Origin of the sequence: Pseudomonas sp. p21, assembly GCF_001642705.1 — a bacterium.
Lineage (GTDB): Bacteria > Pseudomonadota > Gammaproteobacteria > Pseudomonadales > Pseudomonadaceae > Aquipseudomonas.
In genome coordinates this window covers 124,394-138,204 of the sequence record NZ_LWBV01000003.1, presented here as the reverse complement: position 1 = coordinate 138,204, position 13,811 = coordinate 124,394, and the positions used below count along the sequence as shown (strand labels likewise).

Here is a 13,811-nt window from a genome sequence, read left to right as displayed (position 1 = left end):
GTAGCGTAGCCCTTTAATTCCGGGCATTGAGGACTACTGTGGAGTTTCTTGCTGAATACGCAAGCTTTCTCGCCAAAACCGCCACCCTGGTCATCGCCATCCTGATAGTGCTGTCGGCCATCGCCGGGCTGCGCGGCAAGGGGCGGCGCAAATCGGGTGGGCAATTGCAGGTCACCCGCCTGAACGAGTTCTACAAGGACCTGCGCGAGCGCCTGGAGTCCGGCCTGCTCGACAAGGCCCAGCTCAAGGCCTTGCGCAAGCAGCAGGCCAAGGCGGAAAAACAGCAGAAGAAGGGCAAGGCCGAGGAAAAGGACCGGGTCTTCGTGCTGGACTTCGATGGTGACATCAAAGCCTCTGCCACCGAAAGCCTGCGCAACGAAATCACCGCGCTGCTGACCCTCGCCACCCCGCGTGACGAAGTGGTGCTGCGCCTTGAAAGCGGTGGTGGCCTGGTGCACAGCTACGGCCTGGCCGCATCGCAACTGGCGCGCATTCGCCAGGCCGGCATCCCGTTGACCGTGTGCATCGACAAGGTGGCCGCCAGCGGTGGTTACATGATGGCCTGCATCGGCGAGAAGATCGTCAGCGCACCGTTCGCCGTGCTGGGTTCCATCGGCGTGGTGGCGCAGTTGCCCAACGTCAACCGCCTGTTGAAGAAGCACGACATCGATTTCGAAGTGCTGACCGCCGGTGAGTACAAGCGCACCCTGACCGTGTTCGGCGAGAACACCGAGAAGGGCCGGGAGAAGTTCCAGGAAGACCTGGACATCACCCACCAGCTGTTCAAGGACTTCGTTGCCCGCTATCGTCCACAGCTGCACATCGACGAAGTGGCCACTGGCGAAGTCTGGCTGGGCGTCGCGGCACTCAACCGCAAGCTGGTGGACCAGCTGCAGACCAGTGACGAGTACCTCAGCGAGCGCGCGCGCAACGCCAACCTGTTCCACCTGCACTACGCCGAACGCAAGAGCCTGCAGGAGCGAATCGGCATGGCTGCCAGTGGCACGGTGGAGAACACCGTGGTGGGCTTGTGGAGTAAACTCGGCCGCCTGCGCTAACACCTTGAACCCGTTGAAATTTTTTTTCGTTCAGGGGGTTGCAAGGTTAAAGGAATGAAGACATAATGGCGCCCATCGAAACGCAGCAAACTTTGAAAAAAGGTTCAGCGTTTCAAGGAGATAGCGAAGCGCAAGCTGCTAGATCCGACCTTTGAGGCCGAGTAGCAAAGTGGTTATGCTCCGGATTGCAAATCCGTCTACGCCGGTTCGATTCCGACCTCGGCCTCCACCATTCGAAAGCCCCGCAGCCATTGAGGTTGCGGGGCTTTTTTCATGCCTGCGGATTTTGCTGGCCCCGGCCATTTGGGACAATCCTGGGACACTCGAAGAAATTGCATGTCCCACGTGTCCCCGGCAAAATCCGGTGCATGGCCACTATCGAGCAGCGCCCCAACGGGGCATGGCGGACCAAGATCCGCCGAAAAGGATATCCGACCCTCTCCGCGACCTTCGACACCAAGGCCGAGGCCCAGCGCTGGGCTGCCGAAATCGAAGGCGACATGTCGCGCGCCAGGTTCGTCGACATGCGCGAGGCTGAGAGCACCACCCTGGAAGAGGCCCTCGATCGCTACTCCCGCGAAGTCACCGCGGCGAAGAAAGGGGCAAAGCAGGAAATGACCCGCATCGCCAAGTGGAAGAAGCACAAGCTGGCGAAGAAGGGCCTGGCCGCGATCCGGTCAAGCGATATGGCTGCATACAGGGATGATGAGCTCAAGGAAGGGAAGTCCACCGCGACGGTCAAGCTCGACCTAGCGGTGATCAGCCACCTTTATACAGTGGCCATCAAGGACTGGGGGATTGAGGGGCTGAGCAACCCGGTGGCTCGGCTGAGGATGCCGAAGGGGGCGAAGTCGCGCGATCGGCGGCCGACTGCCCAGGAACTGAAGGATGTGATCAAGGCGGCTGGCGATATCCACGCTGAGATGCCGGCGATCATCGGTATTGCGGTAGAGACGGCGATGCGCCGTAGCGAACTGCTGACGCTCCGTCGCGAGAACGTCAAAGCGAAGCACGTGATTCTGGAAGACACAAAGAACGGTACCCGCCGACTGGTCCCGCTGTCTGTTCGCGCGCGCAACCTGCTCGAGTCGCTGCCGGCGCGCCTGGATGGCAAAGTCTTTTCACTGGTTCCGCACTCCGTTAGCCAGTACTTCACCCGGGCCTGCCGGGCGGCCAACGTTGAAGACCTGCACTTCCACGACCTTCGCCATGAAGGTACGTCGAGGCTGTTCGAAAAAGGTCTGTCCATGATGGAAGTCAGCACAATCACGGGGCACAAGTCATTGAGCATGCTCAAGCGCTATACGCATCTGTGCCCCGACACCCTGGCTGACAAGCTCGGTTAACGCACGCTGGCGAGCGTCGGGGGCGCCTGGCGCTTCCGACCTGGCTTCGCCGGCGTGTGCAGTCCGCTCTCGCACTCCTGCAAAAACTGACGCACCGTGCTGACCCGCCAGCAGATCCTGGCGCCTTGCTTGAAGAACGGCGGCAGCCAGGATGCCCCGGCCTGCCGGGCGCTGCGGATGGCGGATTCGGATCGGCCAAGGAGCTTGGCCAGTTCGGGGATGTGGATGATTTCTGGTTCCATGTAGGGCTCCTGCCGCACCCGGCGGCATCAGTAGGATGCGACTATCTTTTTGCGCTGCTCATGCAGCTCGTTCTCTCTGGCCAGCTGAGCCTCACGGTCGGCCAGCCACTTCCTGGCTTTGTCCTGCGCGGCCTTGGCGCTGGTGAACAGCTTCGGCCTCGGGTGCTTCACGCCTTTGCTGTCCACGCAGAACAGGCCTTTGCGCACGATGGTGACCTCCCTGACGGCGAAGTCCTCGCCCAGGGTGTAGGCCTTGAATGGGGTGGTCATGCAGGTCTCCACGCCGCCTGTGGCGGCAGGTTGGTGGTCAGGTCGTGGCCGCTGCGATCGTCCGCTCGAAGCGTGAGGCGAGTTCGGCGTTGGCTTCGGCCTTGGCCAGGCTGTCAGCGGTGCCCTTGGCCCGGTGCAGGGTTTCGTACTTGCGCAGCTGGGCGGCGGCGTCTACCAGATCGGCCAGCATCGCCGGTGTTGCGGCAATCAACTTGGCGTTCGCCCGGCGCAGGCCTAGGCTGAGCTCTGCCGGCCCGACCTCGCTGAAGGTCACGCAGCCGCCGCAATCCGCGATCATCCAGCCATCGGAGGGCAGCGCTTTCACGCCATCGCCGCTGTCCGCACCGAGGCCGGTGAAAACCTCTGTTTCGTTCAGGACTTCCCAGGGGCCGGGGGTGTGTTTGTATTTCGTCATGGCAATAGCTCTCCATGCCCGCGCATGTCGGCGGGCTTTAGTAGTAGGAGGAGGGATTAGGCGCGGTGGCCGCGCTTGCAAAACCAGTCGAGCGCGTCGCAGATCAGCGGGCTTTCGTACCAGGTCTCCATCTCGCGTTGCTCATTGCGGTCGCGGAAGAAGGTGGGGCCGAGGTAGTTGTGCCAGGCCATGAACACCCGGGTGCCGTCCGCAAGCGGCAGGCGGTAGAAAGGCGACAGGCAGACAAAGCCGTGCTCGATGCGGATGCAGGTCATCGCGGCCACCGGTAGAGGTGGAGGGCCACGAACATCAGGGGCAGGATCACTGGAAGAGCTCCTTCGGCACGTTGATGGTTTCGCCGCGGGCGTGGTGCACTACAGCGCGGGCTGCAGCTTCTGCCCGGGTGTCGCCGGGCTGGCGGTCCAGCGGGTGACCTGACACACAGGCCAACCATGGCCAGCTGTAGCCGCGATCGATCCAGATGCTGTGCTTCTGGATCAGATACTCGCCGGTCGCGTCGTCGAGGGCCTGGCCGCCCAGTGGCAGCTGCAGTTGTCCGGCTGCCGCCGGCATCGGTCCGTCCACGCTCTCGACGGCCCAGAGCAGCGCCTTGCCGGCTAGGTCGCAGGTTTGCACCTTGATCAGGTCTTGCATTGCACCAACTCCTTGGGCACCTGGATGGTATCGCCGAGCTCAAACTGGGCGATCGCCTGCATGGCGACAGTCAAAGGGTTGTCGGGGTGGTGGAATGCCGTGCGGCGGTGCTTGCGCTCTTTGCCGAATATGGTGCTACTCCAGACGCCGGCCTCGTAGTAGCCGTTGCGCTTGTCCATGTAGCCGAAATTGCGGTGCACAGCGCTTGTCGGCGGAGAGAGCGAGACTTTGTACTTGTCGACCAGCGGCCCGCCCAGCGCCCAGTCCTCCCAAGGGTTGTAGCGCTTGGTGTGCTCGATCGCCTGGCCCTGGTACCGCGCGAACACACGCCACGGCACGCCGTTATAGCTGGGCGGGGCCAGCTGCAGGTCCAGGCCTTCCGCCTTGCCTACCGCCCAGCCCAAGGCCTCGCCGGCCAGATTGGCCGTCTTCACTTCGATCAGGCCGGTCATGGCTGAGCACTCGGCGGAGAAGGGAGGGGCTGCCAGTGGGTAGGCTCGTGCTCGTCGCTGGCGTCGCTTTCCACTACCTCCCACTTGCCCTTGTCGAAGTAGTGCCCATAGCACGCGGACCACATCCAGCCATCAGTGCTCGAAGCACGCTCCCCTATGATCATCAGGTCCCCATCCATGCGCAGCCAGACGGGCGTATCCAGTTCTGGCAGCTTGTCGCTGCATTTGATCCATTCGCTCACAGCTCATACCTCTCATCAATCCAGCGTCCAGGCGCCAGTGCGGGTGTAGGTTCGGGTTGGGTTTCGTGCGGGGAGAGCTGGCGCTCGTTGCCTGCGACTTGCGGCAGCGAGACCTTCACGCAGCTGATGGCGTTGTTGCCCAGCGAGTTCATGACGTAGCAGACGACGCCGCGGGGCTTGTCCTCGAAGGACCAGACGCCCGATGGCAGTTCGGATGCGATGGCGCCGGTGGCCAGCAGCAGGAGGCAGAGGGCGAGGCGGGTCATCATGGCCACTCCTTACTGGTCCGCTCGCATTGGGCGGCCAGCTTCAGCAGGTTGATTGTTGTTGGGCGGAATCCATCAATGTCGGGGTACCCCTCCAGGCGGTGTCCGTTCGGATAGGCCTCGAACGGACCGTGCCAGCACCAGTTCATCTGCCAGTCCTCCCAGACGGTGTAGGCATCCTGACCTTCACCCCAATAATCCAGTCCGCCGCCCACGCTCAGAACGTGACGAACACTGGAGCCCTGGTCATACGCCAGGTCTGACGGCTCCTGATCACGCCAGGCCTTGCGATAGAGCGAGGGCAAAAGCTCGACCAGGCGCTTGCTGAGCTTCTTTTCGATGCGGGCTTTCATGGCCACCCTTTTCTTGGGCATAGCGCTTCCTTGGCCGCCATATCGCGGCAGTGAATAGAGGGGAGAGGGGTTACAGCGGTGGAGTACAGATGTTCTCTTGCTTGGCTATGACCTTCAGGCAGGTCTTGCAGGTGACTTCGGACTTGAACCTGGCCGACTCCCACTCTTCGCCGTCACGGTGGCCACGGCCAACGCCGCAGGCTGAGAAGTGCTCGTCGTCGTTGCCGTCGTGGTCGTAGTCGATGTGGGCTGCCCAGTGGATTTTCATGGCTGGCGCTCCAGGGCTGCGCTCGGCTTGGACGTAAGGCCCTTCACGGCCGTGCTGTAGATGAACTTGATCATGTCCCATGGGAGCGTGTGGCGCTGTCCGTACTCACCCTCGCCATCGCATATCTCGCAGCCTTCTACCGGCTCATCCAGTTCGCGGCATTCCGGGCATTCCTGGGTGAACTCCAGCTTGAACTCACCGAGCAGCAGTGCCTTGGCGCCGTTCTCGGCCGTGAGCCGCTTGGGCATCAGGCAGTACTCGTCGGGGATGGATACCAACGGCCCAATGGGGACAATAGGAAGTCCAGTCGCCGCCGCGTCCCTCTCTGCCTCTTCTTTGGTCCACCAGAAGGCAGTACCAACCATCCAGGCTATAGGCTCGGGGTGGGGCTGCGGGGCTGGTTGGTCCAGCAATGTCCGGATGCTTTGCTGAGCCTGGAGGAAAGCTGCATGAACCTCGCGCGTGGAGCTGCCATCTCGCAGGACGTTCTCGAGCGTCTGGCGCGGCACGCTGACCATCTCAGTGTTGCTGGATCGGTTTTCTGTGGGCATGGGGATACCTTCGCACTAGGCTACATTTCAAATTTGGTTTTCAGGAGCAGGCGCCATGGACCATATGACTTGTGTGGTGTGCAGGGTCGATACCTTCCAGGTGCTGGACCCGCGCACTGATTCCTACAAAGCGGTGTGCGCTGATTGCGGTCCGTACCGGATCGATAAGCAGGTTCTTCGGCTCATGGATCAGGGGCGTCGCCTACATGGCCCGATGATGAAGAAGTGGATCGCTTCGGTGTACGACTGGGACGCCAATCCGTACCCAGAGATCAACATGACGACAGCGATCTGGGCTAATTGACGTCTGTCTAGGCGGCTTTCAGCAACGCTTCGATCACACGCTGACCGGCCAAAGGCGGTACCGCGTTGCCGGCCATATGCATGGTCAGCCGGTGGTTGTCAGGGCGCAGGGTGTCAGCGGGGAACGACATCGCGGCCAGGGCCTCGCTGGCGCTGAGCATCCTCATGCGGTCACCGTCGACCAGTGCCCAGCGGTCCAGGGTGGTGATGGTGCCGATCGGCCGATTGATGTCGCGGCCCGTGGTACCGGATCCTTTGCCGTAGTAGGGCATGATGAACCGATCGCCGAAGCGCTGGCGGCCGTTTCGCACCCGGTCGAGTGTGGCCTGGGCACGGCCTGGCTTCTCGATGGGCGACCACCGCCCGCCGTCGAAGTCGAGGAAACTGGCCGCCGGTACATGCCGCTCCTGCGGTAAATGCAGCATCAGCGGCGCCTTGCTGCGCGTCAGCACCATGAATAGCCGCACGCGGTGCTGTGGCACGCCGAGGTCGGCGCAGTCCACGATGTGCGGCGCACACTGGTAGCCCATCGCTTGGATGGCCTGCAGCCAAGCCGGGTAGAGCAGCCAGTCGGTGAACTCCGGAACGTTCTCGATCACCGCCGCCTGCGGCCGGTGGAACTCAAGGGCCGATACTGGCGCCCATGCCGTCGAACGCGATGCGTCGTGCTCTGGGTTGCCTGACTTCTTCCCGCGGGCCTTTGCGTGCCCTTGGCAGCAGGGCGAGGCCAGCAGGATGTCGTGTGCCGGCACCTGCTCCCAGCGTGCCTGGTGCAGGTCCTGGCAAACATGCTGCGTGTCGGGGTGATTGGCGCTGTGCCATTCAATGGCCACCGGCCAGTGGTTCGCCGCCCAGAGAACCTGGACGCCTGCGGCGCGCGCGCCGGTGCTCCATCCGCCGAGGCCGGCGAAAAGGTCGATTGCTGTGGTCATGGTGGTTCCTGCCCCCTAAAAACGGCATCTAGAAAATGAGGTAGAATTGGAAAACTGTTGACATCTATGGGGGGAATATGCAGCTGGTTATTAGAGAGGTTGTTGCGACGTACTCGATCGTTGTTTTCGGCTACCCGGTCCAAGCTAGGATTACCAAAGGGCTTACTGATGACGACGATCTCCACTGGGAGATAAGCCATTTCTGCCGGTGCGAGCGAAGAGGGAAAGCGATCAAACCGGAGAATTCAGGAGCCAAGACCACGCAGCAGGCCCTGGGGTTGATACGCAAGTATTGCGAGGGGTTTGTGCCAGGCTACTCACCGGAAGTAAATCCGGCCTTTTGGCCATCAACCAGATAGCAGTCCTGGCGGTCAGTGCCGTCAGGCGGGGATGATCGCGATGCAGGTGTTGACCATGGTGCCTGAGGTCTTGAACGAGGCTTCCGGCAGGTTGACGATGCTGCCGCTGCGTGCTGATACGATGCCGCGGAAGTCACGGGACAAGGCGTCTTCGCGGAAGATCACCCCGGTCGGCATGATCGCCACCAGCAGGCCGCGCGGCTTAAGGAATTTCAGCGCGTGCAGCACGTGGTGAATGTCGCTGCGTTTCTTGTCGAATGGCGGATTCATCACGACGCGGTCATAGATCGGCTCAGGCTCGATGCTGAGGAAGTCAGCACAGCGCACGGAGCGGAAAGGCAGTTGCTCTAGGTGCTTGGCGTTGTCCGGCAACAGCTCGACGCAATCCACCTCCAAGCCAGCAATGGCCAAGGCGCTGGCAATGGCGCCTCGTCCCGCCGAAGGCTCCAGGGCTGACATACCCTTGTCCAGCTGAGCGAACTCCAGCAGCCTATCAACAACAGGGCCAGGGGTTGGGAAGAAACCGAAGTCCTGCGGTACCGCGACCTCCCCAGTGAGGATGATGTTCTCGATCGCTTCGGCAGCGTCATCGGCGAACAGGTGGGCCTTGGCCTTGGTGTTCCACTTGCCTCCGGCAGCCTTCAGCGTCTTGTCCAAGCGGGCATACAGGCCGCGCTCCAGCTGGCCGCCTGTGATGAACAGTTTGTTGCCTTCGGTTCGTGCAGCGCTGAGCAGCGACATGACTTCGGTGTCGACCTTCATGTGTTTCTCCTGGGTGCGCGAGGCCCTTCCTGGGTCGCGGCATAGTGGCAATTTGGTTTGGGATGGGGTATTACGGGTGGCCGGCATGGGGCCGGCCCAAGGAGCGGTTGCTATGGACAACACCGATTTCGATTACGATGTAGACCTGTTTCAGAAGCAATTGGGCGTTACCAAGTTCGCCGTCAAAGGCGCCGCTGAAAAGCTGTTAGGTATGGTTGAGCATTGGAGCGAGGTAGGAAGCCACCACTGGGGGCGATCGCTTGTAGTTTCGGCTGATCCCGTGAATGGCTGCATCAATGGCGAAATTGTTGGTAAAAAGTTCGTCATCCGATATGAGCCTTTGGGCTATGAAGGTAACGGCGTTATCGAGGCTGTGGTCGTCATCAACGACCTGGTATCGGGCGAACCCATGGAGGTAAGCAGGTTCTTGATGAAATCCGATGGTTCCATCTTGTCTGCAGCCGGCGACGTATTGATGGCGCGCGAGCACCCAGAATGGAGTTATAGAACCCTAGTTGCGATTGTTAGACGAGTGCTCAACGCCAGATCAGTATCCTGATACTAGGCCGACGGGAGTGATCACCTCATCCCCTGGATCCTGCTGAATCATCAGCATGCTCTTCCGGTCGAAGGCCATGGCCAGGCGGGGCGAGATGCTGATCTCATGCCGCGGCGGGGTGAGAAACTTCACCGCGTGCAGCCTGCCCAGTGCGTGGATTCCGTGAATCAGCGCTTCGATCATCTGGCTGTAGGTGGCATCAGCCCAGCCGCAGATCGCTCGCAGGTGTTGGCCGGTTCGCTTCCTGGCTGACAACCGCAGCGGCTCAGTCCGCGCCACAGTTCGGTAGGCATCGATTTCGTGGCGCGAGATCCTGAGCAGTGCGTGATGCCCGAGCGCTTCGATGTGATGAATCATCAGCGTCATCGCCTCGCCCTGTTCCTCGATCCCGGCCCACTCCATCAGCTCCAGCAGGGCCTGTTTAGTCCCTGGTCGAACCTTCAAGCGCAGGTCTTCTTCCTGCAACTTGGCGGCCTTGGCGCGGCGCTTCTCGTCGCGGGCCTGCTGAGACATCGCCATACGGCACCTCCTTCAATCCGCTGGGCGGTAGGTTGAACTGCTCACGCCGCCTTGTTCTTTGCAGCGCGCTTCGGATTTTTCTGTCCAATCTCAAGATCCATGTCGTTCCAGCCCGCCAAAAACCAGGAGCCGTGGAACGTGTGAGAGGCGAATGGGTTGGCCATCTTGCCGCCACCGTTGCGGCGGCATTCCCGGCCAAGGTAGTAGACGCTGGGGTGCTCGCCGTGGTCGCTCATGGCCTATCCCCTATGCCGCTGAAGCGGGAAGTTGATCTTGTATGCAGCCAAGATCCGCTCCAGCTTGCGATTGCCGATTCCGAGTGCTGCAGTTGCCCGGCAGCGGGACATACCCTCATCGCGCAAGGCAATGATCCGGTCTGCCAATTCCCGATCGGCAGCCTCTTGAGCGGCCGCGTCTCTCACTGGCTGCGCCTGGCGCGGCGGCTTGCAGAACCTAAATCCTTCGCGAGCGGCTACGCCCCAAAGCGCTCCCTTGGTCTCGCCCAGGAGCTTCGCGACCTCGCCACAGGTCATGGTCTTGGCAAGCTCGGCGATCTGTGCGGCGCGAGTCCTGGCCCGGCTTTGTTGCGGGTGTTCCGACTTATGCGCAGCAGGCTTGGCCCGCTTCGGCTTGGGCTCAGGGTGCTTGCGCTGCGGCAGCGGCCGGTAGGTGAAGCCCTCCAGCACGACGAGCTGGCCGCCAGACGCGAAGAAGGCCGCTTTTGCGGCCTCCAGGTCGATTGATTGGTTCATGCCAACCTCACTTGATTCGGATCGAGCTCTCGCCGCGCTCCAGATGCGCCCAGCTTGGCTCGGGGATGAGTTCGTCTTCGCAGTCTTCGCCGGCGGCCATTCGCTTGCGTACCGACTCGTTGTGCTCGCGGTACTCCTTGAGCTTGGCGGCGATGGCGTTCTTGTCCGGCGTGATTTTGGTAGCCACCGAAGTGAGGTCGTCTGGTACCGCGTCCTCGTTGTCGACAATCACCTTCTCCTTGCCGATGACCAGGCTGATGGTGAACAGCGGGCGCTTGATCGACTTGATATTCGCTGCGTCCATGTTGCGGCGCAGGTAGTCGGTAATGGCCGTCACGCTGTTGGTCTTGATGCGCTTGAGTTCGTTGAGGCGGTCGATTTCCGCGTCGATCGCGCTGATGTCGCCCTCGATGTTCCGGCGCAGCATGACGATGTTGTCGGCCTTCACCTCGAACTCGCCCTGGATGCCGGCCATGGTGTCCTGAATGGCCTGCTTGAGGCCTTCGTCGTCGGTGTCACACATGGCGGCCAGTTCGGCCATCTGGCCGGTGAGTGCGTAGAGCTGGGTCATGCTGCAGCCTCCTGTGGTTTCCCGGCCTCAAGGTTCTTCAGTTCGAGCGAGATTCGCGCAGCTCCTTTCTCATCTTTGCGGCCGATGAGCTTGCGTACTGCGTGGTCGTGGATCTTCTTGCGCTCATGCGGCGTCACCGCCTTCTGCATGGTCTCGATCGTGTCCTTGATAAAGTCCAGGCGCTCCTGCTGTTGGCGCTCTATCTCGGCCTGGCGGTCTTCGGCCTGCTCGATGGCCTGCTCGGCCTGCAGCTGCTGCACGTAATTCACATCGTCGAACATGCCCAGGAACACATCGGCGCTGAAGCCCAGCATGGAAAGAGCCTTCTTGATGGCGTCGGTCAGCGACTTTTTCGGTGCCTCGCCATCGGTGGTGGTGCCGTACTTCGACTTGTAGAGGTACTGGGTGCACCCGTATTGCTCGATCTCGCCGCGCTGGCCGTCGAGCACAAACCAGAAGGTGATTTTGATTGTGTGGTTTAGCTCGAAGCCCAGGCTGACGCGCTTGTCGCCTTCGCCGCTGAACATCTCGGCGCCCTTGTCGAAGCGCTCCTCAACCACGTTCCAGCCGAAGCCGATGCCGGCCGGCCCGAAGACCTCAGTGGCCTTCATGATCATGGCGGTGCCGTTCAGGCTGGTGATCTGCTGGCCGCCGACCTTGGCGTCCTTGGTAAATCGGGTGTCGGTCGTCTGGACCTTCTCCCAGATGCGCATGTTGGTAGTGGACATTGGAAAACCTCGCGCCAGGCCGGCGCCGTCAGTTGAAAGGGGAAATGCCAGGTCACCCAGGCACGGAGGTACGCTCCAGGCCCTGGCTGCGGTGGATGGTTGCGCGCTCTCGCCGCTTACGCTCCCGAAGGGGTACGGTTATCCCGAAGGCCCGCCGTGCGCCGGGTGTGTGTTCAGGAAGTGATGCTGCCGGCCAGTGCACTGGCGAGCATGAAGAAGGTGCAGGCGAAGAGCATGGAGAAGGAGCCGCGCCAGATGACCAGGCGCCGGGCGCGCTGGTAGCTGGTCATGGCCGGGGCCTCACAGCGATCTGGCCGGCCTTGAGCGCCGCGACGATCTCCGGCGGCAGCTTCTGCACCGGGAGTTCGCGGGGAAGACCCACGCCGATGATCGCCAGGCTGCGTTCGATCTGCTCAAGCTGTTCGTCAATCAGGGATTTGACAGGTGCGGTGCTCATGCAGCCTCCTTGCGCCGAACGGCAATACGCCGAATGCGCTCGCAGTAGTGTTTAAACTCGTTGGAGTCGATGGCCAGAAGAGAGAAGCATGCGACCACCATGGATTCGGCCTTCGCATCCTCCACCGGGCCTGAGCCCGGCAGAAGCATCGTCTCGATTGCGGCCTCGATGGCGCGAACCGCCACGCTGTGAGGATTCATTCCGCGTCCTCGGCCTGGGCCAGCACTGCTTCCTTGGCGAAGGGCGTGAGCAGCTGGCGGGCGATCTCCTGTAGTGCTGCCTCAGGGCTCGCCATGCTCATGATTTCGTCGGCAGCTGCCGCGGCATCGCTGGTGACCTTGCAGCGCGCAGACAGGACCAGACGGCCAAGCACCGAATTGCTGATGCCAGACAGCCCAAGCTGGCCCATCACGAACTCATCCACCGCCTGAGCGAAGCGTTCGTAGGTCACGCCACGCTGGCGGAAGTTGCGCTGGAACACTACGTCACGGCGCGCCATCAGCTCTGCGATACCGTCGTCGATCCAGCGTGCCTCCGCCTGCTCAGCCGCGCTTTCGCTCACCGCCGGAGGCAACTGGTTGTCGTACTGCCATTGTGCTGCTCGAAGTGCGCCCATGGTCGCCTCCAGGTGGTGGGTTCAGTCGGGGTATGCGATGTACTTGAAGAGGCCTTTTTCCGCGTCGAATCGCTCGAAGCGGCCGCCAAAGGTGCCGCGCACCTTTTCCTCAACTTCCTTGGCGGTGGTGCCAACAGGGAAAACGCCTTCCTTGATCATCGAGCTGGCTGTGTGAAGCTTTGCCACCCAGTCGATCTTGGTAGGGTCGAGCACGCGCGGTTTTGTCTGGATGAAGGGAAGAGGGGCGCCCAAGCTGATGGATTCGATCTCACGAACGCAGAGAGGGTCATCGGCTGCGCGCCACCCGCAATCGGGGCAGTGCATGTCGGCGTTCTCGTGATTCCAGCAGGGCGCAGCGATGTGGCAGCTGCAATCCTTTACTGACTCTATTTCGATGGAGCCCTCGCAGCCATCGCGGGCGCAGGTTTCACCCTCGCAGTAACCGAGCTTGCTCATGGCTTCAACCGGGCGGCGAGCATGGCGTCGGCTAGTTCGTAGGAGGTTTCCGCAATCTTCTGTGCGACCGGCCTACCATCGCGCGGATCAACGTAGCCAGGGTTTATGAAATTGCTGTCTGCACTGGTCGCAGTTGCCTGAGCAGCTGCGAACTTGGCGGCGAAGTAATCACGCAGGTTCATGCCCGGGTATGCGCTGAAGGTTTGCGGCTTGATTTCTTCGCCATTGAAACCCTTGATCGGCGTGATTCCGCTGTTGTTGATCTGCGTTGGGAAGGCAGGGCCGCCTGTTACTTTGCTCATGCTGCCTCCGGGTGCTTCTCACCGCAGAACATGCAGTAGTTGCCAAGCACGTTGATGGTTGCCTTGGCCTTAACTTCTTTGCCTTTGGCTGTGGTGCGGGTTCCGACGACCTCGCATTTCGCGTACTGGCGGCCGGCTGGAATGAGCATGTAACCCTGCAAGGTAGCCTCGGCACCGATGATTTCAGGGTGCCGCTCTGCTGCAGCCTTTTCGAATTTCTGCCTGCAATCGCACATATGGAAAATCCTCTGGACCGCATTGGCCAGGAGCCAGGCGCGGGTGACCAAACCCACCGTGAAAGGTGGCCTGGCGCCTGCCAATGCGGTCGATGTGAAGTGAGAGGGGTAGTGCGGGCTACAACGCGGCCCGCTATCGCTT

General features: G+C 61.5%; 29 protein-coding genes and 1 tRNA gene. 6 read left to right on the top strand and 24 right to left on the bottom strand.

Annotation, left to right across the window (positions count from 1 at the left end; translation table 11 throughout):
• Positions 1-38 precede the first annotated feature (38 nt).
• From sohB to A4C63_RS10125, 3 genes are all read left to right on the top strand, one after another.
• On the top strand, positions 39-1,058 hold the full coding sequence (sohB, locus tag A4C63_RS10135) for a protease SohB (protein WP_063912553.1): 1,020 nt from the start codon (positions 39-41) through the stop codon (positions 1,056-1,058).
• A 155-nt stretch (positions 1,059-1,213) separates the two neighbouring features.
• A tRNA-Cys gene (locus A4C63_RS10130) sits at positions 1,214-1,287 on the top strand.
• Positions 1,288-1,426: 139 nt separating this feature from the next.
• Complete coding sequence (locus A4C63_RS10125) at positions 1,427-2,404, top strand: site-specific integrase (protein WP_063912552.1); 978 nt, start codon at positions 1,427-1,429, stop codon at positions 2,402-2,404.
• On the opposite strand, the gene A4C63_RS10120 is transcribed toward A4C63_RS10125, so the two are convergent.
• The 11 genes from A4C63_RS10120 to A4C63_RS26305 form a co-directional block, all read right to left on the bottom strand.
• Entirely contained in the window at positions 2,401-2,646 is a 246-nt protein-coding gene (locus A4C63_RS10120) for an AlpA family transcriptional regulator (RefSeq protein WP_063912551.1), read from the bottom strand. The two genes, A4C63_RS10125 and A4C63_RS10120, sit on opposite strands and share 4 nt — an antisense overlap.
• Before the next feature lie 27 nt (positions 2,647-2,673).
• Positions 2,674-2,916 (bottom strand): hypothetical protein, encoded by a 243-nt coding sequence (locus A4C63_RS10115; protein ID WP_063912550.1) that lies wholly within the window; start codon positions 2,914-2,916, stop codon positions 2,674-2,676.
• 37 nt (positions 2,917-2,953) lie between these two features.
• Positions 2,954-3,331 carry a hypothetical protein gene (locus A4C63_RS10110; protein WP_063912549.1) on the bottom strand — a complete coding sequence of 126 codons (378 nt, stop codon included), beginning with the start codon at positions 3,329-3,331 and terminating at the stop codon, positions 2,954-2,956.
• Positions 3,332-3,387: 56 nt separating this feature from the next.
• The gene (locus A4C63_RS10105; RefSeq protein WP_063912548.1) at positions 3,388-3,606 is read right to left on the bottom strand and encodes a hypothetical protein; all 219 of its coding nucleotides are present in this window, start codon (positions 3,604-3,606) and stop codon (positions 3,388-3,390) included.
• A 46-nt stretch (positions 3,607-3,652) separates the two neighbouring features.
• Positions 3,653-3,985, bottom strand: a complete 333-nt coding sequence (locus A4C63_RS10100; RefSeq protein WP_063912547.1) for a hypothetical protein — start codon at positions 3,983-3,985, stop codon at positions 3,653-3,655.
• The gene (locus tag A4C63_RS10095; protein WP_063912546.1) at positions 3,973-4,437 is read right to left on the bottom strand and encodes a phage protein NinX family protein; all 465 of its coding nucleotides are present in this window, start codon (positions 4,435-4,437) and stop codon (positions 3,973-3,975) included. Before A4C63_RS10095 ends, A4C63_RS10100 begins: the two co-directional genes overlap by 13 nt.
• Positions 4,434-4,679 (bottom strand): DUF551 domain-containing protein, encoded by a 246-nt coding sequence (locus A4C63_RS10090; RefSeq protein WP_063912545.1) that lies wholly within the window; start codon positions 4,677-4,679, stop codon positions 4,434-4,436. Before A4C63_RS10090 ends, A4C63_RS10095 begins: the two co-directional genes overlap by 4 nt.
• Positions 4,676-4,945: a hypothetical protein gene (locus tag A4C63_RS10085; protein ID WP_063912544.1), complete on the bottom strand. Its 270-nt coding sequence runs from the start codon at positions 4,943-4,945 to the stop codon at positions 4,676-4,678. The genes A4C63_RS10090 and A4C63_RS10085 overlap by 4 nt, the downstream gene beginning before the upstream one ends.
• Entirely contained in the window at positions 4,945-5,298 is a 354-nt protein-coding gene (locus A4C63_RS10080) for a hypothetical protein (protein WP_063913064.1), read from the bottom strand. The genes A4C63_RS10085 and A4C63_RS10080 overlap by 1 nt, the downstream gene beginning before the upstream one ends.
• Positions 5,299-5,368: 70 nt before the next feature.
• A complete protein-coding gene (locus tag A4C63_RS10075) occupies positions 5,369-5,566 on the bottom strand; it encodes a hypothetical protein (RefSeq protein ID WP_063912543.1) in 198 nt (65 codons plus the stop codon).
• On the bottom strand, positions 5,563-6,117 hold the full coding sequence (locus A4C63_RS26305) for a hypothetical protein (RefSeq protein ID WP_063912542.1): 555 nt from the start codon (positions 6,115-6,117) through the stop codon (positions 5,563-5,565). The genes A4C63_RS10075 and A4C63_RS26305 overlap by 4 nt, the downstream gene beginning before the upstream one ends.
• Positions 6,118-6,172: 55 nt before the next feature.
• Here A4C63_RS26305 and A4C63_RS10065 point away from each other — a divergent pair, with 55 nt between their 5' ends.
• Positions 6,173-6,421 (top strand): hypothetical protein, encoded by a 249-nt coding sequence (locus A4C63_RS10065; protein ID WP_063912541.1) that lies wholly within the window; start codon positions 6,173-6,175, stop codon positions 6,419-6,421.
• A gap of 7 nt (positions 6,422-6,428) precedes the next feature.
• On the opposite strand, the gene A4C63_RS10060 is transcribed toward A4C63_RS10065, so the two are convergent.
• Both A4C63_RS10060 and A4C63_RS10055 read right to left on the bottom strand, forming a co-directional pair.
• Complete coding sequence (locus tag A4C63_RS10060; RefSeq protein WP_063912540.1) at positions 6,429-7,352, bottom strand: DNA cytosine methyltransferase; 924 nt, start codon at positions 7,350-7,352, stop codon at positions 6,429-6,431.
• Positions 7,353-7,732: 380 nt separating this feature from the next.
• Entirely contained in the window at positions 7,733-8,473 is a 741-nt protein-coding gene (locus A4C63_RS10055) for a class I SAM-dependent methyltransferase (RefSeq protein ID WP_063912539.1), read from the bottom strand.
• A 112-nt stretch (positions 8,474-8,585) separates the two neighbouring features.
• Here A4C63_RS10055 and A4C63_RS10050 point away from each other — a divergent pair, with 112 nt between their 5' ends.
• Entirely contained in the window at positions 8,586-9,032 is a 447-nt protein-coding gene (locus tag A4C63_RS10050; RefSeq protein WP_063912538.1) for a hypothetical protein, read from the top strand.
• On the opposite strand, the gene A4C63_RS10045 is transcribed toward A4C63_RS10050, so the two are convergent.
• The 10 genes from A4C63_RS10045 to A4C63_RS26750 all read right to left on the bottom strand — a co-directional run bounded on the left by A4C63_RS10045 (position 9,021) and on the right by A4C63_RS26750 (position 13,379).
• On the bottom strand, positions 9,021-9,551 hold the full coding sequence (locus A4C63_RS10045; RefSeq protein ID WP_063912537.1) for a hypothetical protein: 531 nt from the start codon (positions 9,549-9,551) through the stop codon (positions 9,021-9,023). The genes A4C63_RS10050 and A4C63_RS10045 overlap by 12 nt on opposite strands.
• A 41-nt stretch (positions 9,552-9,592) precedes the next feature.
• The gene (locus A4C63_RS10040; protein WP_063912536.1) at positions 9,593-9,787 is read right to left on the bottom strand and encodes a hypothetical protein; all 195 of its coding nucleotides are present in this window, start codon (positions 9,785-9,787) and stop codon (positions 9,593-9,595) included.
• A gap of 3 nt (positions 9,788-9,790) precedes the next feature.
• The gene (locus A4C63_RS10035; protein WP_063912535.1) at positions 9,791-10,303 is read right to left on the bottom strand and encodes a hypothetical protein; all 513 of its coding nucleotides are present in this window, start codon (positions 10,301-10,303) and stop codon (positions 9,791-9,793) included.
• A 7-nt stretch (positions 10,304-10,310) separates the two neighbouring features.
• Positions 10,311-10,874 (bottom strand): siphovirus Gp157 family protein, encoded by a 564-nt coding sequence (locus A4C63_RS10030; protein ID WP_063912534.1) that lies wholly within the window; start codon positions 10,872-10,874, stop codon positions 10,311-10,313.
• Positions 10,871-11,602, bottom strand: a complete 732-nt coding sequence (locus A4C63_RS10025) for a hypothetical protein (RefSeq protein ID WP_038409484.1) — start codon at positions 11,600-11,602, stop codon at positions 10,871-10,873. Before A4C63_RS10025 ends, A4C63_RS10030 begins: the two co-directional genes overlap by 4 nt.
• 286 nt (positions 11,603-11,888) lie before the next feature.
• The gene (locus A4C63_RS26545) at positions 11,889-12,059 is read right to left on the bottom strand and encodes a hypothetical protein (protein WP_172827507.1); all 171 of its coding nucleotides are present in this window, start codon (positions 12,057-12,059) and stop codon (positions 11,889-11,891) included.
• A complete protein-coding gene (locus tag A4C63_RS10020) occupies positions 12,056-12,259 on the bottom strand; it encodes a hypothetical protein (protein WP_063912533.1) in 204 nt (67 codons plus the stop codon). Before A4C63_RS10020 ends, A4C63_RS26545 begins: the two co-directional genes overlap by 4 nt.
• On the bottom strand, positions 12,256-12,675 hold the full coding sequence (locus A4C63_RS10015) for a hypothetical protein (RefSeq protein ID WP_063912532.1): 420 nt from the start codon (positions 12,673-12,675) through the stop codon (positions 12,256-12,258). Before A4C63_RS10015 ends, A4C63_RS10020 begins: the two co-directional genes overlap by 4 nt.
• 21 nt (positions 12,676-12,696) lie before the next feature.
• Positions 12,697-13,131, bottom strand: coding sequence for a hypothetical protein (locus tag A4C63_RS10010; RefSeq protein ID WP_063912531.1), 435 nt, complete (start codon positions 13,129-13,131; stop codon positions 12,697-12,699).
• Positions 13,128-13,379, bottom strand: a complete 252-nt coding sequence (locus A4C63_RS26750; RefSeq protein ID WP_371106065.1) for a hypothetical protein — start codon at positions 13,377-13,379, stop codon at positions 13,128-13,130. The genes A4C63_RS10010 and A4C63_RS26750 overlap by 4 nt, the downstream gene beginning before the upstream one ends.
• On the opposite strand from A4C63_RS26750, the gene A4C63_RS27020 reads away from it, so the two are divergent.
• Positions 13,312-13,488: a hypothetical protein gene (locus tag A4C63_RS27020; RefSeq protein WP_082888295.1), complete on the top strand. Its 177-nt coding sequence runs from the start codon at positions 13,312-13,314 to the stop codon at positions 13,486-13,488. The two genes, A4C63_RS26750 and A4C63_RS27020, sit on opposite strands and share 68 nt — an antisense overlap.
• Here the strand turns inward: A4C63_RS27020 and A4C63_RS26540 are convergent.
• Positions 13,430-13,726 (bottom strand): hypothetical protein, encoded by a 297-nt coding sequence (locus A4C63_RS26540; RefSeq protein WP_172827502.1) that lies wholly within the window; start codon positions 13,724-13,726, stop codon positions 13,430-13,432. The genes A4C63_RS27020 and A4C63_RS26540 overlap by 59 nt on opposite strands.
• Positions 13,727-13,811 lie beyond the last annotated feature (85 nt).